Source organism: Pseudomonas sp. S1_G07, assembly GCF_054668565.1.
The window spans coordinates 2,205,963-2,226,306 of sequence record NZ_CP162778.1; the positions used below are offsets into that span (position 1 = coordinate 2,205,963).

At 61.9% G+C, this 20,344-nt stretch carries 18 protein-coding genes; 10 read left to right on the plus strand and 8 right to left on the minus strand.

The annotated features are described in order from the left end of the window. Window positions 1-33: 33 nt before the first annotated feature. The 8 genes from lepA to tadA all read left to right on the plus strand — a co-directional run bounded on the left by lepA (window position 34) and on the right by tadA (window position 8,127). The gene (lepA, locus tag AB4O05_RS10060) at window positions 34-1,833 is read left to right on the plus strand and encodes a translation elongation factor 4 (protein WP_042946587.1); all 1,800 of its coding nucleotides are present in this window, start codon (window positions 34-36) and stop codon (window positions 1,831-1,833) included. Between the two features lie 5 nt (window positions 1,834-1,838). Further along, window positions 1,839-2,690, plus strand: a complete 852-nt coding sequence (lepB, locus tag AB4O05_RS10065; protein ID WP_460131280.1) for a signal peptidase I — start codon at window positions 1,839-1,841, stop codon at window positions 2,688-2,690. Between the two features lie 167 nt (window positions 2,691-2,857). Further along, a complete protein-coding gene (rnc, locus tag AB4O05_RS10070; RefSeq protein WP_460131279.1) occupies window positions 2,858-3,547 on the plus strand; it encodes a ribonuclease III in 690 nt (229 codons plus the stop codon). Continuing rightward, a complete protein-coding gene (era, locus tag AB4O05_RS10075) occupies window positions 3,540-4,442 on the plus strand; it encodes a GTPase Era (RefSeq protein ID WP_438869754.1) in 903 nt (300 codons plus the stop codon). Before rnc ends, era begins: the two co-directional genes overlap by 8 nt. A gap of 174 nt (window positions 4,443-4,616) precedes the next feature. After that, window positions 4,617-5,297 carry a DNA repair protein RecO gene (gene recO, locus AB4O05_RS10080; protein ID WP_460164903.1) on the plus strand — a complete coding sequence of 227 codons (681 nt, stop codon included), beginning with the start codon at window positions 4,617-4,619 and terminating at the stop codon, window positions 5,295-5,297. Between the two features lie 52 nt (window positions 5,298-5,349). Further along, a complete protein-coding gene (gene pdxJ / locus AB4O05_RS10085; protein ID WP_065906925.1) occupies window positions 5,350-6,093 on the plus strand; it encodes a pyridoxine 5'-phosphate synthase in 744 nt (247 codons plus the stop codon). 154 nt (window positions 6,094-6,247) lie between these two features. Beyond that, window positions 6,248-7,630 carry a multicopper oxidase family protein gene (locus AB4O05_RS10090; RefSeq protein ID WP_460131276.1) on the plus strand — a complete coding sequence of 461 codons (1,383 nt, stop codon included), beginning with the start codon at window positions 6,248-6,250 and terminating at the stop codon, window positions 7,628-7,630. Continuing rightward, complete coding sequence (gene tadA / locus AB4O05_RS10095; RefSeq protein WP_460131275.1) at window positions 7,630-8,127, plus strand: tRNA adenosine(34) deaminase TadA; 498 nt, start codon at window positions 7,630-7,632, stop codon at window positions 8,125-8,127. Before AB4O05_RS10090 ends, tadA begins: the two co-directional genes overlap by 1 nt. Before the next feature lie 39 nt (window positions 8,128-8,166). Here tadA and cmoB read toward each other — a convergent pair whose 3' ends face one another. Beyond that, window positions 8,167-9,123: a tRNA 5-methoxyuridine(34)/uridine 5-oxyacetic acid(34) synthase CmoB gene (cmoB, locus tag AB4O05_RS10100; protein WP_460131274.1), complete on the minus strand. Its 957-nt coding sequence runs from the start codon at window positions 9,121-9,123 to the stop codon at window positions 8,167-8,169. Beyond that, window positions 9,120-9,863 carry a carboxy-S-adenosyl-L-methionine synthase CmoA gene (gene cmoA, locus AB4O05_RS10105; protein ID WP_460131273.1) on the minus strand — a complete coding sequence of 248 codons (744 nt, stop codon included), beginning with the start codon at window positions 9,861-9,863 and terminating at the stop codon, window positions 9,120-9,122. Before cmoA ends, cmoB begins: the two co-directional genes overlap by 4 nt. Before the next feature lie 195 nt (window positions 9,864-10,058). On the opposite strand from cmoA, the gene AB4O05_RS10110 reads away from it, so the two are divergent. Then, window positions 10,059-10,427 carry a hypothetical protein gene (locus tag AB4O05_RS10110; protein WP_460131272.1) on the plus strand — a complete coding sequence of 123 codons (369 nt, stop codon included), beginning with the start codon at window positions 10,059-10,061 and terminating at the stop codon, window positions 10,425-10,427. Between the two features lie 29 nt (window positions 10,428-10,456). Here AB4O05_RS10110 and AB4O05_RS10115 read toward each other — a convergent pair whose 3' ends face one another. From AB4O05_RS10115 to AB4O05_RS10140, 6 genes are all read right to left on the minus strand, one after another. Further along, window positions 10,457-11,116, minus strand: a complete 660-nt coding sequence (locus tag AB4O05_RS10115) for a lysoplasmalogenase (protein WP_460131271.1) — start codon at window positions 11,114-11,116, stop codon at window positions 10,457-10,459. Window position 11,117: 1 nt separating this feature from the next. Beyond that, complete coding sequence (locus tag AB4O05_RS10120) at window positions 11,118-11,507, minus strand: protease inhibitor I42 family protein (RefSeq protein ID WP_460131270.1); 390 nt, start codon at window positions 11,505-11,507, stop codon at window positions 11,118-11,120. A gap of 203 nt (window positions 11,508-11,710) precedes the next feature. Next, the gene (lon, locus tag AB4O05_RS10125) at window positions 11,711-14,131 is read right to left on the minus strand and encodes an endopeptidase La (protein WP_460131269.1); all 2,421 of its coding nucleotides are present in this window, start codon (window positions 14,129-14,131) and stop codon (window positions 11,711-11,713) included. A 215-nt stretch (window positions 14,132-14,346) separates the two neighbouring features. Continuing rightward, window positions 14,347-15,348, minus strand: coding sequence for a diphosphomevalonate decarboxylase (gene mvaD / locus AB4O05_RS10130; protein WP_460164868.1), 1,002 nt, complete (start codon window positions 15,346-15,348; stop codon window positions 14,347-14,349). Further along, window positions 15,348-16,403, minus strand: coding sequence for a mevalonate kinase family protein (locus tag AB4O05_RS10135; protein WP_460131266.1), 1,056 nt, complete (start codon window positions 16,401-16,403; stop codon window positions 15,348-15,350). Before AB4O05_RS10135 ends, mvaD begins: the two co-directional genes overlap by 1 nt. A 4-nt stretch (window positions 16,404-16,407) precedes the next feature. Continuing rightward, a complete protein-coding gene (locus AB4O05_RS10140; RefSeq protein WP_460131265.1) occupies window positions 16,408-17,634 on the minus strand; it encodes a hydroxymethylglutaryl-CoA reductase in 1,227 nt (408 codons plus the stop codon). Between the two features lie 332 nt (window positions 17,635-17,966). Here AB4O05_RS10140 and AB4O05_RS10145 point away from each other — a divergent pair, with 332 nt between their 5' ends. Beyond that, on the plus strand, window positions 17,967-20,303 hold the full coding sequence (locus AB4O05_RS10145) for a putative bifunctional diguanylate cyclase/phosphodiesterase (protein WP_460131264.1): 2,337 nt from the start codon (window positions 17,967-17,969) through the stop codon (window positions 20,301-20,303). Window positions 20,304-20,344 lie beyond the last annotated feature (41 nt).

The window sequence follows — 20,344 nt, forward strand, 5'->3', positions numbered from 1 at the left end:
CAATCTGCCTGCAGCCTTTTTGAGTGTTGATCCGTGAGTGATTTGAGTCATATCCGCAATTTCTCCATCATCGCCCACATTGACCATGGTAAGTCGACGCTGGCCGATCGATTCATCCAGATGTGCGGCGGCCTTGCCGAGCGTGAAATGGAAGCCCAGGTACTGGACTCCATGGACCTCGAACGCGAGCGCGGGATCACCATCAAGGCCCACAGCGTTACCCTGTACTACACCGCCAAAGACGGTATCAAGTACCAGTTGAACTTCATTGACACCCCAGGCCACGTCGACTTTACCTATGAAGTCAGCCGTTCCCTGGCGGCCTGCGAAGGCGCGCTGCTGGTGGTGGACGCAGGGCAGGGCGTTGAAGCCCAGTCCGTGGCCAACTGCTACACCGCCATCGAGCAAGGCCTGGAAGTCATGCCGGTGCTGAACAAGATCGACCTGCCCCAGGCCGATCCGGACCGCGTAAAGGAAGAAATCGAAAAAATCATCGGCATTGACGCCACCGACGCCGTCGAATGCAGCGCCAAGACGGGCCTGGGCGTCGACGAAGTGCTCGAGCGCCTGGTCAAGACCATCCCCGCGCCGACCGGCAACATCGAAGATCCGCTGCAGGCGTTGATCATCGACTCCTGGTTCGACAACTACCTGGGCGTTGTCTCCCTGGTCCGCGTGCGCCACGGCCGCGTGAAGAAGGGCGACAAGATCCTGGTCAAGTCCACCGGCAAGATCCACCTGGTGGACAGCGTCGGTGTGTTCAACCCCAAGCACACCGCCACCGTTGACCTGAAGGCCGGTGAAGTCGGCTTCATCATCGCCGGTATCAAGGACATTCACGGTGCGCCGGTCGGTGACACCCTGACCTTGAGCTCCACCCCGGACGTCGATGTGCTGCCGGGCTTCAAGCGTATTCAGCCGCAGGTCTACGCCGGCCTGTTCCCGGTCAGCTCCGACGACTTCGAAGACTTCCGCGAAGCCCTGCAAAAGCTCACCCTCAACGACTCGTCGTTGCAGTACACCCCGGAAAGCTCCGACGCCCTGGGCTTCGGCTTCCGTTGCGGGTTCCTCGGCATGCTGCACATGGAGATCATCCAGGAGCGCCTCGAGCGCGAATACGACCTGGACCTGATCACCACCGCGCCGACCGTTATTTTCGAACTATTGCTGAAAAACGGTGAAACGATTTACGTCGATAACCCGTCCAAGCTTCCAGACCTGTCCTCCATCGAAGACATGCGCGAACCGATCGTGCGGGCCAATATTCTTGTGCCGCAGGAACACCTGGGCAACGTCATTACCCTGTGTATCGAAAAGCGTGGCGTTCAGCACGACATGCTGTTCCTCGGTACCCAGGTGCAAGTGACCTACGATTTGCCGATGAACGAAGTGGTCCTGGACTTCTTCGACCGTCTCAAATCCACCAGTCGCGGCTATGCTTCGCTGGATTACCATTTCGATCGTTACCAATCGGCTAATCTGGTGAAACTGGATGTGCTGATCAACGGCGACAAGGTTGATGCACTGGCACTGATCGTGCACAAGGACAACGCGCACTATAAAGGGCGCCAGTTGACCGAAAAGATGAAAGAACTGATTCCGCGCCAGATGTTCGACGTTGCGATCCAGGCCGCCATTGGCGGGCAGATCATTGCGCGGACCTCCGTCAAGGCTCTCAGAAAGAACGTACTGGCCAAATGCTACGGCGGTGACGTAAGCCGTAAGCGCAAGCTGCTTGAGAAGCAAAAGGCCGGTAAAAAACGCATGAAGCAAGTGGGCAACGTGGAAATTCCACAAGAAGCCTTCCTTGCGGTGCTCAGGTTGGATAGTTAGGTCCTATGTCGCTAAATTTCCCGCTGTTGCTGGTCATCGCCGTTGCCGTTTGCGGTCTCCTGGCGTTGCTCGATCTGGTGTTCTTCGCCCCGCGTCGGCGGGCGGCTATCGCGTCCTATCAGGGCAGCGTCAGCCAGCCCGATGGCGTGGTGATCGAGAAGCTGAACAAAGAGCCTTTGCTGGTTGAATACGGCAAGTCCTTCTTCCCGGTGTTGTTCATCGTGCTGGTGCTGCGTTCGTTCCTGGTGGAGCCGTTTCAGATCCCTTCGGGGTCGATGAAACCTACCTTGGACGTCGGCGACTTCATCCTGGTGAACAAGTTCTCCTACGGGATTCGCCTGCCGGTGCTCGACAAGAAAGTCATTCAGATCGGCGACCCGCAGCGCGGCGACGTGATGGTGTTCCGCTACCCGGCCGACCCCAGCGTCAACTACATCAAGCGTGTCATCGGCTTGCCCGGTGATACCGTGCGGTATACCAACGACAAGCACCTGTACGTCAACGGTCAGTTGATCACCGACCAGATGATCGGCACCACCTACGATCCGCAATTGGGTGATGTGGCGGTCTACAAGGAGCAGGTCGGCGCGTCCGAGCACCTTGTCCATAAAGCCATGGGGCGTTCCATGCCCGGTGGGCAATGGACCGTCCCGGCAGGTCACTACTTCATGATGGGTGACAACCGTGACAACTCCAATGACAGCCGTTATTGGGATGACGCCAGCATTCCCAAGGAGATGCTCGGCATGGTCCCCGACGAAAATATCGTCGGCAAGGCCTTCGCGGTCTGGATGAGCTGGCCCGAGCCCAAACTCAGCCACTTTCCGAATTTCTCGCGAGTCGGGCTGATCAAGTAAAACCAGCGGCGCTGTGAACACAGCGCCGAATGCTTTTCTGGGGCCGGGACAAATCGTTGTCCGGCCTCATGCAGCACCCACCAGGATTTGAATGTGAACACTGCGTCAATCGTCGCTGGCCCCCGGTGCCACGAACTCGATATGCATCAACCAGGTATGGCTAAACCGTGAGCGTTTCTCTAAGTCGTCTCGAGCGCCAGCTCGGCTACACCTTCAAGGATCAGGAACTGATGATCCTTGCCCTCACACACCGCAGTTTTGCAGGGCGCAATAACGAGCGCCTGGAATTCCTCGGTGATGCCATCCTCAATTTCGTTGCCGGTGAAGCGCTGTTCGAGCGCTTCCCGCAAGCCCGTGAAGGCCAGTTGTCACGCCTGCGCGCACGCCTGGTAAAAGGCGAGACCCTGGCCGTGCTGGCCCGCGGTTTCGGCCTGGGCGAGTACCTGCGCCTGGGGTCCGGTGAATTGAAAAGCGGTGGTTTCCGCCGCGAATCGATTTTGGCCGATGCCCTCGAAGCGCTGATCGGTGCCATCTACCTGGATGCGGGCATGGATGCGGCCAAGGAGCGCGTCACCGCGTGGCTGACCTCCGAGATCGAAAGCCTCACGTTGGTCGACACCAACAAAGATCCCAAGACCCGCCTGCAGGAGTTCCTGCAATCACGCGGCTGCGAACTGCCACGCTACGAAGTGGTGGATATCCAGGGTGAGCCCCATTGCCGCGTATTCTTCGTGGAATGTGAAATCACCTTATTGAATGAAAAAAGCCGAGGTCAGGGTGTGAGCCGTCGTATTGCCGAACAGGTAGCGGCCGCTGCAGCACTGATTGCCCTGGGCGTGGAGAATGGCCATGACTGATTCAACCGCAACACGCTGTGGCTATGTTGCCATCGTCGGTCGCCCGAACGTGGGCAAGTCCACGCTGCTGAACCACATCCTGGGCCAGAAGCTGGCGATCACCTCGCGCAAACCGCAGACCACCCGTCACAACATGCTGGGTATCAAGACCGAAGGCAACGTGCAGGCGGTCTACGTCGACACCCCGGGCATGCACAAGGGGGGCGAGAAAGCCCTTAACCGCTACATGAACAAGACCGCTTCGGCGGCGTTGAAAGACGTCGACGTGGTGATCTTCGTGGTCGACCGCACCAAGTGGACCGACGAAGACCAGATGGTGCTCGAGCGCGTGCAATACGTGACCGGCCCGTTGATCGTCGCGCTGAACAAGACCGATCGCATCGAAGACAAAGCCGAACTGATGCCGCACCTGAGCTGGCTGCAGGAACAACTGCCGAACGCCCAGATCATCCCGATCTCGGCCCAGCACGGTCACAACCTCGATGCCCTGGAACGCGTGATCGCCCAGCACCTGCCGGAGAACGAGCATTTTTTCCCGGAAGACCAGATCACCGACCGCAGCAGCCGTTTCCTTGCCGCCGAACTGGTCCGCGAGAAAATCATGCGCCAGATGGGTGCCGAGCTGCCGTACCAGATCACCGTCGAAATCGAAGAGTTCAAGCAGCAGGGCAAGACCTTGCATATCCATGCGCTGATCCTCGTCGAGCGTGACGGCCAGAAGAAAATCATCATTGGTGACAAAGGCGAGCGCATCAAGCGCATCGGCACCGAGGCGCGCAAGGACATGGAGTTGCTGTTCGACTCCAAGATCATGCTCAACCTGTGGGTGAAGGTGAAGGGTGGCTGGTCCGACGACGAGCGCGCACTGCGTTCCCTTGGCTACGGCGACCTGTAAGCGCTCTTCAGTAACACCGCAGGGCAAAATGTGGGAGCGGGCTTGCTCGCGAATGCAGTGGATCAGTCACCTGATGTATGGGCTGGCACTGCGCATTCGCGAGCAAGCCCGTTCCCACATTGGATAGTCGTAGTTTTCAAGACCGTGTTCCGTCAACGAGAACCTCATGTCCCAATCTCCACCCCCAGCCAACTCGCCTACGTCCTGCACAGCCGCGCCTACCGCGAGACCAGCGCCCTGGTGGACTTCCTCACGCCCCAGGGCCGCCTGCGCGCGGTGTTGCGCAGCGCGCGGGGCAAGGCGGGAACATTGGCGCGGCCCTTCGTGGCCCTGGATGTGGAGTTTCGCGGCAAGGGCGAGCTGAAAAACGTCGGCCGCCTGGAAAGCGTCGGCACGTCCGCCTGGCTCAATGGCGATGCGCTGTTCAGCGGCCTCTACCTCAATGAACTGCTGATCCGCCTGCTGCCCGCCGAAGACCCGCACCCAGCGGTCTTCGATCACTACGCCGCCACCTTGCTCGCACTGGCCGAAGGCCGCCCGCTGGAGCCATTGCTGCGTGCCTTCGAATGGCGCCTGCTCGACGACCTGGGCTACGGCTTCGAACTAAGCAACGACCTGCACGGTGAGCCCATCGCCGCCGACGGCCTGTACCGTCTGCAGGTGGATGCGGGCCTGGAGCGCGTCTACCTGCTGCAACCGGGCCTGTTCCAAGGCGCCGAGCTGCTGGCCATGAGCGAAGCGGATTGGACCGCGCCGGGGGCGTTATCGGCCGCCAAGCGCTTAATGCGCCAGGCCCTGGCCGTGCATCTGGGCGGCCGGCCACTGGTCAGCCGCGAGTTGTTTCGAAAGCCCTGACATCCCCGTGTATGCTGTGCAGCGTTTCTTTCCCCTTTTCAGGAGCGCTTCCGTGACCACCAGCAATCGCATTCTTCTTGGCGTCAACATCGACCACGTCGCCACCCTGCGCCAGGCCCGGGGCACTCGTTACCCTGACCCGGTCAAGGCCGCGCTGGACGCCGAAGAAGCGGGCGCCGACGGTATCACCGTGCACCTGCGCGAAGACCGCCGGCACATCCAGGAGCGCGACGTGCTGCTGCTCAAGGACGTGCTGCAAACCCGCATGAACTTCGAGATGGGCGTCACCGAAGAAATGATGGCCTTCGCCGAACGCATCCGCCCGGCGCATATCTGCCTGGTGCCGGAAACCCGCCAGGAACTCACCACCGAGGGCGGCCTGGATGTGGCCGGCCAGGAAGCGCGGATCAAGGCGGCGGTGGAGCGCCTGTCAAAGATCGGCAGCGAAGTGTCGCTGTTCATCGACGCTGATGAGCGCCAGATCGAAGCCTCGCGCCGAGTCGGCGCGCCAGCCATCGAGTTGCACACCGGCCGCTACGCCGACGCCACCACCCCGACCGAAGTGGCCGATGAGCTGCAACGCATCATCGACGGTGTGAACTGCGGCCTTAATGAAGGCCTGATCGTCAATGCCGGCCATGGCTTGCACTATCACAACGTCGAAGCGGTGGCCGCGATCAAGGGCATCAACGAGCTGAATATCGGCCATGCCCTGGTGGCGCACGCGCTGTTCGTCGGGTTCAAAGGCGCGGTGGCCGAGATGAAAGCCCTGATCCTGGCCGCCGCCAAGGCCTGACCGCACATCAACCTGTAGGCGTCCCCCTCGCTCCTACAGGTTTCAGCCGTCTTTGTGCTATGCGGCAATGCGAAGCCTTACTGTTTAGCCGATGCAGGTGTATCGTATCGGCCCTTTGCAGGCCGCTGGCTTGCGGTATATACGTGAGGTTGTTGTGTCCCGATCCTTTTCCCGTCGACAAATCCTGGGTGGTCTTGCAGGCCTGGCCGTAGTGGGCGTCGGTGCCGGTGGCGGCTATCGCTACTGGCTGGGGAAAGTCGCCGAGGCCGAGGCCGGGCACGATTACGAACTGATCGCCGCACCCTTGGATGTCGAACTGGTGCCGGGCCACACGACCCAAGCCTGGGCATTCGGCCCCTCGGCACCGGGCACTGAGCTGCGCGTGCGTCAGGGCGAATGGCTGCGGGTGCGCTTTATCAACCACCTGCCGGTCGCGACCACCATCCATTGGCATGGCATCCGCCTGCCGCTGGAAATGGACGGCGTGCCCTACGTCTCGCAATTGCCGGTGCTGCCTGGCGAATACTTCGACTACAAGTTCCGCGTGCCGGACGCTGGCAGCTACTGGTATCACCCCCATGTGAACAGCAGCGAAGAACTGGGCCGTGGCCTGGTCGGCCCGCTGATCATCGAAGAGCGCGAACCCACCGGTTTCAAGCACGAACGCACTCTCAGCCTGAAAAGCTGGCACGTGGACGAAGAGGGCGCTTTCGTCGCCTTCAGCGTTCCCCGTGAGGCGGCGCGTGGCGGTACCGCCGGGCGTTTGTCGAGCATCAATGGCGTATCCCAGGCGGTGATCGACTTGCCGGCCGGGCAGATCACCCGCGTGCGTCTGCTCAACCTCGACAACACCCTGACTTACCGCATCAATATTCCCGACGTCGAAGCACAGATCTACGCGCTGGACGGCAATCCCATCGAGCCACGCCCCCTGGGCAAGGAATACTGGCTGGGCCCCGGCATGCGCATCTGCCTGGCGATCAAGGCGCCGCCGGCGGGTGAAGAGTTGTCTATCCGTAACGGCCCGGTGCGCCTGGGCACCTTCCGCTCGGTGACCAACACCGACGCACCCACCGAGTGGCCACCGGCGTTGCCGGCCAACCCGGTTGCCGAGCCGGACCTGGCCAACGCCGAGAAACTCAACTTCAATTTCGAGTGGGTGGGCTCGGTGTCGGTCAACGTCGACAACGGCAAGCCGCCGAGCCTGTGGCAGATCAACGGCCAGGCCTGGGACATCACCGACAAGACCTGCGCCGACCGCCCGATTGCCAAGCTGGAGAAAGGCAAGAGCTACATTTTCGAATTGAAGAACATGACCCAGTACCAGCACCCGATCCACCTGCACGGCATGAGCTTCAAGGTCATCGCGTCGAACCGTCACAAGGTGATTCCTTATTTCACCGACACCTACCTGCTGGGCAAGAACGAACGCGCCCGCGTGGCGTTGGTGGCGGATAATCCGGGGGTGTGGATGTTCCATTGCCACGTGATCGACCACATGGAAACCGGCCTGATGGCCGCCATCGAGGTGGCGTGATGCGCCAGTTTCGTTCCAACGCGATCATCGACCGCAGCCGCGATCAGGATTTCATGCGCGAAGCCCTGGCACTCGCCGCGCAAGGCGCGGCGCTGGGCGAAGTGCCGGTGGGCGCGGTGCTGGTGCAGGACGGTGAAATCATCGGCCGCGGCTTCAATTGCCCGATCAGCGGCAACGACCCCAGCGCCCATGCCGAGATGGTCGCCATCCGCGCCGCGGCGCAGGCCGTCAGCAACTACCGCCTGCCGGGCAGCACACTCTATGTGACCCTGGAGCCGTGCAGCATGTGCGCGGGCCTGATCGTGCATTCGCGCATTGCACGGGTGGTGTATGGCGCGCTGGAGCCCAAGGCCGGGATTGTGCAGAGCCAGGGGCAGTTCTTTACCCAGGGCTTTCTCAACCATCGGGTGCTGTTCGAAGGCGGTGTGCTGGCCGAGGAGTGCGGTACGGTGTTGAGTGAGTTCTTCAAGGCCCGCCGCGCCAAGCCGGCACTCTGAAGAACCAAGGGATTTCCATTTATTCAGGGAAATCAGGGCCTACTTCTTGGCGATGATCACTGCCCGCATCGGCGCCGGCAGCCCTTCAATGGTCCTGCTGTGATCCTCAGGATCGAGGTAATCACTCAGCGACTGAAACTTCATCCACTCCGTTCCCCGCTGTTCCTCGACCGTGGTGACGCTCACATCCACGCAACGCACATCACTGAACCCGGCGCGACGCAGCCACAGCATCAGCGCGGGTACCGAAGGCAGGAACCACACGTTGCGCATTTGTGCATAACGGTCTTCCGGCACCAGCACCTGCTGCTGATCGCCTTCCACCACCAGGGTTTCCAATACCAGCTCGCCACCCTTGACCAGTGTGTCCTTCAACGCCAGCAGGTGTTCGATGGGCGAGCGGCGGTGGTAGAACACACCCATGGAAAACACCGTGTCGAAGCCTTCCAGGTTCGCCGGCAAGTCTTCGAACGGGAACGGCAAATGCCACGCCTTAGGCTCGGACAGGTAGCGCTGCACCGCCTGGAACTGGCAGAAGAACAGCCAGTTCGGGTCCACGCCAATCACGCTGTCGGCACCGGCGCCGAGCATGCGCCACATGTAATAGCCGTTGCCGCAACCGACATCCAGAATGCGCTTGCCCTTGAGGTTCAGGTGCGGCGCCACGCGGGACCATTTCCAGTCCGAGCGCCATTCGGTGTCCACGTGCACGCCGAACAGGTGGAACGGGCCTTTGCGCCATGGGCTCAAGCCCATCAGGGCGCTGTGCATTTGCGTGCGGGTCGCCTCGTCGCAATCGGTATCCAGCACCAGGCCGTTCAACAAGTCGACATTGCTGGGCTGAATCTGCGGCAGCGCATCCAACGCACTCTGCCAACGCTCCAGGTCGCCATGACCCTTTTCCATTTTGCTGTCGAGTTGCGCTTGCAGGCCCTGGGCCCACACGGCCAAAGGAGTGCCGACCAGGTGGCGGGCGAGGGGGGACAAATCAATCATGGCAGGGCAATCAACGAGGCAAAGTTAAGACACTGGAACCACGGCACGACTTTCGAGAACCCGGCTGCCAGCAGGCGTTCGCGGTGTTCTTCGAGGCTGTCGGGCTTCATGACGTTTTCGATGGCGCTGCGCTTCTGGGCAATTTCCAGTTCGCTGTAGCCGTTGGCGCGCTTGAACGCGATATGCAGGTCGGTGAGCAGCGCATGTTCTTCAGTGTCGTTGAAGCGCAGCTTTTCCGAGAGGATCAACGCACCGCCGGGCAACAACGCCTGGCGAATACGCCCGAGCAACGCCAGACGCTCTTCGGGGGCGATAAATTGCAGGGTGAAGTTCAACGCCACCACCGACGCCGGCTGGAACTGCAAGGCGAGAATATCGCCCTCGATCACCTCCACCGGCAGCAACTCCTGGAACATCGAGTCCTGGCCGTTGAGGTATTCGCGGCAGCGCTCGACCATCGCCGCCGAGTTATCCACAGCGATCACTTTGCATCCGTCGGTGCGCACGTGACGGCGCAGGGCTTGAGTCACGGCGCCCAGCGATGAACCCAGGTCGTAGAGCACGCTGCCCGGCTGGGCGAATTGCGCGGCGAGCACGCCAAGGTTTTCAACGATGGTCGGGTAACCGGGCACCGAGCGCTTGATCATGTCCGGGAACACCCGCACCACATCTTCGTTGAAGGCGAAGTCCGGCACCTGGGGCAGGGGCTGGGCGAAAAGGCGATCGGGTTCTTTGCTCACGGTGGGTCCGGCGGCGATGGGGAAAGGCCGGCATTTTAGCCAAGTTGGCTGGGGGATGCATGATTGATCGGACCGTTAGTCAGGCAACCGGGTCTACCTGTCAGTTCTGACAGTAGACGCCCTCTTAGCCTGCGCTCTAAATTGAATTGAGCTGGGCAGTGAACACTACGATGACTTGGTTAGAGGGCTTGGAAGATGAGTCTTACAATTGTTTCGACCGATTCGGAACTGGATGCGCAGATCAAGGCGATCCTGAAGGATGAAAATGTCTCTGTCTTAGAGTTCAGTAATTTCAGAAAGCACGCGGATGATGAGGTCGCGAAGAGCAAACGCCTGGATTTCAAAGATAACTTACGGATCATCTCCAATGCGGCCGACATCCTCGCGGATGCGATCAAAATGCTCACCCAGGAAGCGCGTCGTCTTGATCTGGGCGTGCGGGATAACGCCGACCCTGCAAAAAATGCCGTAAAAGAAGCCGAAAAGGCGCTGTTGAAGAAAGCCGTTGAAGTCCAGCTGGCTTACACCGTGATCAGCTACAAATCGATGCTGGAACGATTGTAGAAGCAGAAGTTTGGCGGGCTCCTCAGGCTTTACCGGGAAGCGCGCCAAACCTCGCTGTCGGACGTCTGTCCGAACACGGACGCCGTGATGCCCCACTGGCCAAGCCAATACGTGGTGATCAACAGATACGGCGCCGCCTCGAACGCCAGCACGAACCGATTGATGCCAATCAGCGTGTCCGACAACACGAATGACACGGCCCCCGCCGCCGCCAGCAGTGCCGAGCGCTTCGGCACGCTGCTGCCCAACCGCGCCAGCGCGCGCCAGAGCATCGCGCTGATCACCAAGGCGTAGACCACGACGGGAATCAGCAGGTCGCCGAGGCCATGGGCGATCAGGATGCTCAGCAGCACCGTCCCCATGCCCAGTGCGATGATCAGTGGCAGCAGGGCCAAACGCCGGCAATCGCTGAGATAGGCTTTGAGGTACGCCAGGTGCGCCAATAGAAACGCGCCCAGGCCGAAGATAAACAGGTCGCCCGGCCACGCCAGCAACACATCGCCCACCAGAGAGAAAATCAGCCCCAGGCTGACCCAGCGTCGATAGTCGGTGGGCGGCGCATCATGCAGCCAACCCAACAGCGCCAGCACCGGCAAGGGTTTGACCAGCAGGCACAATAACGCCGCGTGGGTGCTCAGGCCGTAGATAAAGGTGACGGCGCCCATCAGCGCAAGAATCAGCCATGGCATATCAGTTCACCGTGATAGCGCATTCGAAGGTCTCGACAGGCTCGGCTTCCGGCTCCCAGGGTTGCTGGGAGGTCAGGCGTAAACGGCCCTGACCCGCCGCGAACGCCTGGAAGCGCCAGGTGGACTGGCCGCCGCCGCCAACCACGCCGGATTCTGTGCTGCTGTAGACCTCGGGGCTCAACGCGCGCAGCACGCCGCCGGCAGAATCCTGGACAGCCCAGCGATAACCGGTGGTGGGGTTGCTTGGCAGGGTGAGGATCAGGTTTTGCCCGTTTTTAAGCTGGAGCGGGCAGGCGCTCTGGTTTTCCACGCTGACGTTTTGCTTGGGGGCGCTGGCGCAGGCGGCCAGCAGGGCAAGGCTCAAGGGGAGAAACAGGCGGGCAGCGGTCATGGGGGCTCCGTTCATTCACGACGAAGGGCGAGCATAACCGAAGATGAGACAAGGTGTGACAAGGCGGGGTGTTGTGTTGATTAGGCTGGCCTCTTCGCGAGCAAGCCCGCTCCCACACTTGACCGAGTACATTCTTTGGAATGCGGTCCACATGTGGGAGCGGGCTTGCTCGCGAAAGGGCCAGCTCAGGCACTAGATAACTATCAGAAGAGCACCTTCGCCACATCCGCAAAGCGCTTGGCAAAGTGCACGGTCATGCCTTCCTTGAGGTACTCCGGCAACTCTTCAAAACTGCCCCGATTCGGCTCCGGCAGAATCAACTCGTGGATCTTCTGGCGGCGCGCGGCAATCACTTTCTCACGCACGCCGCCAATCGGCAGTACATGCCCGGTCAACGTCAGTTCGCCGGTCATGGCCACGCCTTTCTTCGGCGGCTGGTTACGCGCCAGCGACAGCAGCGCACTGGCCATGGTCACGCCGGCGCTCGGGCCGTCCTTGGGTGTGGCGCCTTCCGGCACATGCAAGTGCACGAAGGCTTCGTCGAAAAACTTCGGATCACCGCCGAACGACTTGAGGTTGGAGCTGATATAGCTGTAGGCGATTTCGGCGGATTCCTTCATCACCTCACCCAACTGCCCGGTGAGCTTGAAGCCGCGGTTGAGGGTGTGGATGCGCGTCGCCTCGATCGGCAAGGTGGCGCCGCCCATGCTGGTCCAGGCCAGGCCTGTGATCACGCCGGTGCCGGACAGCACCTGCTCGTTGCGGAACACCGGGATGCCCAGGGAGCTTTCCAGGTCCTTGGTGCCGATCTTGATCACCGACTTGGGCTCATCCAACAGCTTGACCACCGCTTTGCGCACCAGCTTGCCCAGCTGTTTCTCCAGCTGGCGCACCCCGGCTTCGCGGGCGTAGCCGTCGATCAAGGCGCGCAGGGCACCGTCGCTGATGCTCAGGCTGTTTTTCGCCACGCCGGCTTTTGCCAACTGCTTCGGCCACAGGTGGCGCTTGGCGATGGCGACTTTCTCTTCGGTGATATAGCCCGACAGGCGAATCACTTCCATGCGGTCGAGCAACGGGCCGGGGATCGAGTCCAGGGTGTTGGCGGTGCACACGAACAGCACTTTGGACAGGTCCAGGCGCAGGTCCAGGTAGTGGTCGAGGAATTCGACGTTCTGCTCCGGGTCCAGGGTCTCCAGCAGCGCCGACGCGGGGTCGCCCTGGAAGCTCTGGCCCATCTTGTCGATCTCGTCGAGCATGATCACCGGGTTCATCACCTCAACGTCCTTGAGCGCTTGCACCAGCTTGCCCGGCATGGCACCGATGTAGGTGCGGCGATGACCCTTGATCTCGGCCTCGTCGCGCATGCCGCCGACGCTGAAGCGATAGAACGGCCGGCCCAGGGATTCGGCGATGGATTTACCCACGCTGGTCTTGCCCACGCCCGGCGGGCCCACCAGCAGCACGATGGAGCCGGAGACCTCGCCTTTATAGGCGCCCACCGCGAGGAACTCGAGGATACGGCTCTTGATGTCATCCAGGCCCGCGTGGTGCTGGTCCAGCACCTTGCGCGCGTGTTTCAGGTCGAGCTTGTCTTCGCCGTACACGCCCCATGGCACCGACGTGGCCCAGTCCAGGTAGTTGCGCGTTACCGCATATTCCGGCGAACCGGTTTCCAGGATCGACAGTTTGTTCAGTTCTTCGTCGATGCGTTTTTGCGCCTGGGCCGGCAGCACCTTGCCTTCCAGGCGCTGCTCGAACTGCTCGACATCCGCACTGCGGTCGTCCTTGGTCAGGCCCAGTTCCTGCTGGATCACCTTGAGCTGTTCCTTGAGGAAGAACTCACGCTGGTGCTCGCCGATCTTGCGGTTCACCTCGGCGGAAATTTCTTTTTGCAGGCGCGCGACTTCCACCTCTTTGCGCAACATCGGCAGCACTTTCTCCATGCGCTTGAGCATGGGCACGCAGTCCAGCACTTCCTGCAGCTCGTTACCGGTGGCCGAGGTCAGCGCGGCGGCGAAGTCGGTAAGGGGCGACGGGTCGTTGGGGCTGAAGCGGTTGAGGTAGTTCTTCAGCTCTTCGCTGTACAGCGGGTTGAGCGGCAGCAGTTCCTTGATCGCATTGATCAGCGCCATGCCGTAGGCCTTGACCTCGTCGGTCGGCTCGGTGGGCTGGTGCGGGTATTCGACCTCCACCAGGTACGGCGGGCGGTGGTGCTTGAGCCAGGTGCGAATCCTCACGCGGGTCAGGCCCTGGGCGACGAATTGCAGCTTGCCGTTCTCGCGGCTGGCGTGGTGTACCTTCACCAGGGTGCCGTACAGCGGCAGCGCGGAGGTATCGAAGTGGCGCGGATCTTCCGGTGGGGTGTCCATGAAGAACAGGGCCAGGGAATGGTGATCGGATTTGCTCACCAACTCGAGGGTTTCGGCCCATGGCTCTTCATTGACGATTACCGGCAGCACTTGGGCCGGAAAGAACGGCCGGTTGTGAATCGGGATGATATAGACCTTGTCCGGCAGGTTTTGCCCAGGAAGGGCCAAACCGGTATTGGACGAAGTGGTTTCAGCGTTTTCGGGGTCGGCGTAGTCGTTGAGGTCGATATCGGGTAGTTCTTGCTGGTCGCTCATGGGGCACCTGCATAAGGAAGTATGGTGCTTAGATGGGGCAGGGCAGTGGTGGTTTCAATGGTGGGCGCGCGATAGCAACATATTGCATGAAATTACCGGCGCGGCTCGGTCACTGTGGCTTGCCGGCGATAGCAGCCTGGCAGTTGATGAAGATATGGCAGGTGCACTGGCCGGGCATGGGAGGGGTTCATGCGGGCGCGCGGTTGAGGGTCGGGCTAAAACAGATGGTCGGGCAGGCGTTTCGGGCCGTCCCCCACGGTGTCGATGATCCACTCCTGAACCTGCGGCGTTGCGCGCAACTCGGCAAACACCACCTCGCGATCAGCCGCTTCACATAGGATGTGCACATTTGGGCCCGCATCCAGGGTTGCGCAGACATCGAGACCCTCAAGCCGCAGTCGCCGGACCCGTGCGAGTAGCCGCAAGGTGGCTGGCAGCCAGTAGAAGATCGGCGGGGTCGAGGTCATGGCAATCATGTGCAACTCGATGGCTTCCAGCTCGACAACCTCGGCCAACGTCTTGAAGTCCCGCTGCTGTATGGCTTGGCGAAGCTTCAACAATCGCTCGGGCAACAAGCTCAGCCGGGTCGGGTAAAAGGGGCTGCTGAGGGCGCGGCGATGCCCCTCAAGGGAGCTGACGCGCTTGGGGCTGCTGTCGACCACCGCGATTAAGTCCACCAATGGCCAATGGGCGGCCGGGGCGATGCTCCGGGCGGGACCGGCAAGGTCCGTGGTGTTTCCGGGCCATTGTACAAAACCGCCCAACACTGAGCGTGCCGCCGAACCTGAGCCGGACAGTCTGGCCAGCAGGCTGGATTCGGGGTCATCGAGCGCCTTGCCACACAATTGGGCAAACGCCAGTGCCACGGCGGCGAAGCCGGAGGCCGAGGAGGCGATTCCTGCACCGGTAGGGAAGTTGTTACGGGTGGCGATACGCAAGGGGGTGTGATAGCCCAGGTGGTGGCGTAGGCGCGCCAGGTGATTTTCCATGCCACGGCGCATGTCGCCTTGGGCGGGGGCGAGCGCTCCGGTCGTGGGTTTCCACAGGATTTCGTCGCAGCCAGCCGCAGGTAACGGCTCAACGGTGCAATGGCTGACACAATGGTTCAGCGTCATCGAGAGGGAGGGGTTGTTGGGCAGCGTCTGCCGGCTGTCGCTCATCCCCCAGTATTTGATCAGCGCGATATTGCTGGGGGCTGCAACGCTGATTTTCTCCATCACCCTTTCACCTGTAGCCCGGGGGCCGCCAGTACGGTGTCGATCCTTGGGTAAGCGGCCAGTTCGAAAAGGGGCTGCGCGCTCGGGAATACCAGCAGGCAACCCGCGCTCTCGCCGGACAACGCCCCTGCGCCACACAGCTTGGCGGCGCCGCCGGCGCGCTCCACGGCCCGCACCGCCTGGCGGATACTCTCGGGGACCACGCCCAATTGCTCAAGCGCTTGCTGGTAGCCGCGGATCAACGCCAGCAATCTGGGACGATCGGCCTTGGGGGCACGCAGCAATTGGCTGAACGCCTGGATGGTTTGGCGCATATCGGCGAGCAGCGGGTTATTGCGCCCGGCCAGTCTGGCGCGGGTGCCGACGATGACTTCACCGGTACTCTCCCGCGCGCAGCCGGTGTGGTAGAGCTGAGCGCCGGCCAAGTGAAGCGCGGCCGTGCCTGCGGGCATTGGGCTGACGTGCAGCTGGCCCCGAGGGCGGGGTTGTACTTCGATGATCGAACCGAGCAAGGCCGTCATATGGTCGATTCCCGACGGTTGGCCGTGTTGATAGCCCTCAATGATCATCGCCAATGTCTGCAAGGTTGCCCGTGTGGCCGGGGAACCGTACAGACTGGCCAGCGCTGCGGGCACGCAGACAGCCAGGGCCGCAGAGCTGCCAAACCCGGCATTGAGGGGCAGGTCCGAGTGCAGGGTCAGGTCCAGGCCGGGGCTATCTGTGTCGCTGAAGCGTTCCAGGCTTTCGCCCAAGGCGCATTTGATCAGATGATCGGCATCGTTGCCCCTGACCAGGGCGAAAGGGTGCGACAGCGGTTTTTGTCTTGCCCGCGCCCAGGCCTGGCGCACCTGTCGGGTATAGCGCAGCAATGCCTCGCGGTGGTAGCTGCGGCTCAGCCCCAGCGTGCACAACTGAGCATTGATCAGCCGATCTTTGCGCAGGGACGCGCTCGCGCAGCTGCGCAGCCCGATGGCCATGGCCAGCGCGGGGCAGCCATGCAGCACCGCATGTTCGCCCATCAGAATGACTTTGCCGGGTGCGCATGCCTGGACCATCGCCTTACCGCCCCAACCGCTGGTGGGCGGCAGCCAGTTGATGCCCGGCTTGCGCGGCCATGATCGACAATTCGCCAGCCAGCACTACGGCCCCCAGCACTTCGGCCAGGCGCAGGCAGTCGGCTCCGGGTTCTCTGCGGCCCGGATAAATCCCCAGCAGCGCCAACGCCTCGCGTTGGGTACTCAGGCCGGTGCCGCCGCCGACAGTCCCCAGTGGCGTATCCGGCAGCATGACACTGGCATACAGGGCGCCGTTGTCACGGGCTTCAAGGCAGGTGACCCCCACGGCGCTTTCGGCCACCTGGCCCAGATCCTGGCCGGTGGCGATAAAAAAGGCGGCCAGCATATTGGCGTGATGGGCGTTGAAGCCCAATGCGCCAGCCATGATGGAGCCCAGCAGGTTCTTGCGGTATTGCACTTCCACCAACGCGGCGGCGTCGGTCTTGAGCAGGTCCCGCAAAATGTCGGCGCTCAAGTGTGCCTCGGCGTGGATGTGTTTGCCGCGCCCCAGCAGGAAGTTGACCATGGACGGTTTCTTATCGGTGCAGTAATTGCCGGAAATACTGATGCAGGGCACGCCTGTTACGGGGACGATCAACTGCTCGATGGCGCGAGCGCAGGCCAGGGTCGCCATGTTCATGCCCATGGCATCGGCGGTATCGAAGCGAAAACGCAGGTAAATCGTGGTACCCACCACTGCGGGGCGGATATCCAGCAAGGTGAGGTGGCGACTGACCTGTTCACAGCATTGCGCGATGTCCTCGAAGTGCTCGTTGACCCAGGCGATAAAGGTATCGGTTTGCTCGATCCCGCTGGAGCGAAACACCGGCGCACGGCTGATTCCCCGGTCGCGCACCCGCACCAGCGCGCCCCCTGCGGCGCGCAGTGCGCTGCAACCGCGGCCGACGCTGGCGATCAGGGCGCCCTCGGTGGTCGCCAGCGGCACGAACACCGGTTCTTGCGGTGTGATGTGCTGGCCCCGCACCAGCAGCGGGCCGGCGACACCCACCGGAACCTGAATGGCGCCTATCAGGTTTTCGCATTTGGCGGGGTGGGGGTCGAAGCTGAAGTCGCCGATGCAAGACAGCGAGGTATTGGCGATCTTCTCCAACGCTCGTTGGCGAATCGTCGCCGCTTGCCTTGGCGATAGGTGTGCGGGCAGCTGGTGCAAGCGGAGTTTGCCTTGTGTCAGCACATCGACCCAGTCTTCAGTCGAAAGGGGGGCAGGCATGGCGTGGGTCCTCTTTCCTGGCTGCGGTGACGGGCGGCTCGGGCTCGGCAATCGATGAACAAAAGTCTTTCACGGCGGCAAACGCTGCCGCTACTGTCAGAGTTCACAGGTGGGGGCTCGCTCAGCAGGCGTAAATTAAGTGCCGCCAATAAAATGGCAGTAAAATCCCTGGTTTTATTGGGTGCACATGTGCTTTGTCCCAGCTAATCTGCTCAAACTAAATATCCAATCAGGTTGGATGTTTTTTTGACGCCAGTCAGCTGTGGCAAGGACCGCACATGACACAGGGACGTAGTGGCAGTAAGAGACGAACGCTGCCAGAGGGCACAGCCATGACGTGGCGCCACACGTTTCAAACCCGTATCGCCGGGGTGCTGGCGTTGTTGTTGCTGTTGGTGGTCGCCGCCACCTACTTCGCCGTCAAGGTCGCCACCACTCGCGCCGTGGAGAATCAGGCGCAAGTCCAACTCAAGATCGGTAGCCAGGTGTTCGAACGCCTGATTGAGCTGCGCGGGCGCCGCCTGCAATACGGCCTCGATTGGTTGACCGCCGATGGCCCGTTCAAGGCTGCGGTGGCCGAGGGCAAGACGGTGCCGATCCTGGCGGCGCTGCGTCGGCATGGCACCGGCATCCGCTCCAGTGAAGTGTTTGTGCTCGGCCTGGAGGGCAAGGTGATGGTCAGCACCTTGCCCGTGCTGGTGCGCGGGCAGTTTTTTCCCTATGACGACGCGCTGCGCCATGCGCGACGTACCGGCCTGCAGATGTTGATCGTGGCCATGAACGGGCGGCCTTACTTGCTGGTGCAGGATGACGTGCTCGACCCGCTGCCCATCGCACGCGTCGTCATGGGCTTGCCCATGGATACGCTGTTCGCCAACGAACTGCGTTCCATGAGCAATCTGGAGGTGTCGTTCCTCAGTGTGCAGGACGGCAAGCCCGGCGCGCTGTTCAGCACCCAGCCCGACGCCTACCAGGCCAACCTGCTCAGCCTGTTGCGCGAGAAGCCCATCAACCCCGCGCCACGCATCCACCGCTTCTACGGCCGACGCGTGCTCAGCCAGGTGCTGCCGCTGGCCAATACGGGAGCCGGCGATGAAGTGCGGGTTTTGCTGCAAAGCCCGCTGGACCATGCCCTGGAATCCTTTGCCCCGCTGGACCGGCAATTTCTCGGAATTGCCCTGGCGGTGCTGCTGGTGTCGTTGGCCGGCGCGTTGTTCCTGGCGCGGCGCGTGTCGCGCCCGCTCAATGCGCTGGTAGAGGCGGCCGGGCGTATCGGCGCGGGTGATTACCACACGCCGGTGCGGGTGCGCGGCCACGATGAATTCGGCCTGTTGGCCCGCGCCTTCAACGCCATGCAGAGCGGGATTGCCGTGCGCGAGCGGCAACTGGCGCACAACGCGTTGCATGACCCACTCACCGGCCTGCCCAATCGCGCCCTGGCCATGGAGCGACTGGGCAGTGCGATCAGCGCGCGGCGGTCGGTGGTGGTGGTGTACGTCGGCATCGAGAACTACCGGGTGATCAACGAAGGTTTCGGCCCCCAGGGCGTAGAAGAGATGCTGCGTGAAGCCAGCCGCTGCCTGTCCATGTGCCTGTTGGCCAGCGACACCGCCGCGCGCATCGCCGGCAGTGAGTTCCTGCTGTTGCTGGAGAACATCGAGGTCGACCGCGCCGTGGCCCGCGCCGATCGCCTCTACGCGCTGCTCACCGAACCTCGGCGCATCGGCAACGACGAACTGACTCACGAGGTGAGCATGGGCATTGCCGCCTACCCCACCGACGGCCAGCAGGTGGAAGAGTTGATCAGCCGCGCCGCCATCGCCCGCCATGATGCGGCGACCTTTCCCGGCTATTTGCAGATTTACCAGCAGGACCGCGACCTCGCTCACCAGCGCCAGATCACCCTGATCCGTGACCTGCGCCGGGCTGCCGTCGAAGGTGAGTTGTACCTGTGTTATCAGCCCAAGCTCGACCTCAAACAGGGCCAGGTACTCCAGGCCGAAGCCTTGCTGCGTTGGCAGCATCCGACGCTGGGGCTGGTGACGCCCGCCGAATTCATCCCCCTGGCCGAGCGCACCGGCAGCATGGCGGGCCTGACCCAGTGGGTGATCGAAGAGGCCATCCGCCAGATCGCCGAATGGGCGCAGCGCGGCATGCCGGTCCAGTTGTCGGTGAATATCTCGGTGGACGACCTGGCCAATGACGACCTGGCCATTCGCGTCACCACCTTGCTGATGCAGCACGGCGTGTTGGCCCAGCAGCTGATTTTCGAGATCACCGAAAGTGCGATCATGCACAACCCGCAACAGGCCCTCAGCGTGCTGGAGCAACTGCGCGGTTGTGGCATCAGCCTGTCGGTGGATGACTTCGGCACAGGTTACTCCTCCCTGGCGCAATTGCAGCGCCTGCCGGTGCAGGAGTTGAAGATCGATCAATCCTTCGTGCGCAACCTCGACAGCACCAGCGGCGACGGCGTGATCGTGCGCTCCACCATCGAAATGAGCCACAACCTGGGGCTCAAGGTGGTGGCCGAAGGCGTTGAGTTCGAGCCCAGCCTCAAGTTACTCAAACAGTGGAACTGCGACACCGTCCAGGGGTTTCTCATCAGCCGGCCATTGAATGCCATGGCCTTTGAAATGTGGATGCGCCGCGAGCGTGCGCCGCTCTGAAGAGCGGCGCAAACCCAAGGGGGAGGGGGCAGGCTCTGCTG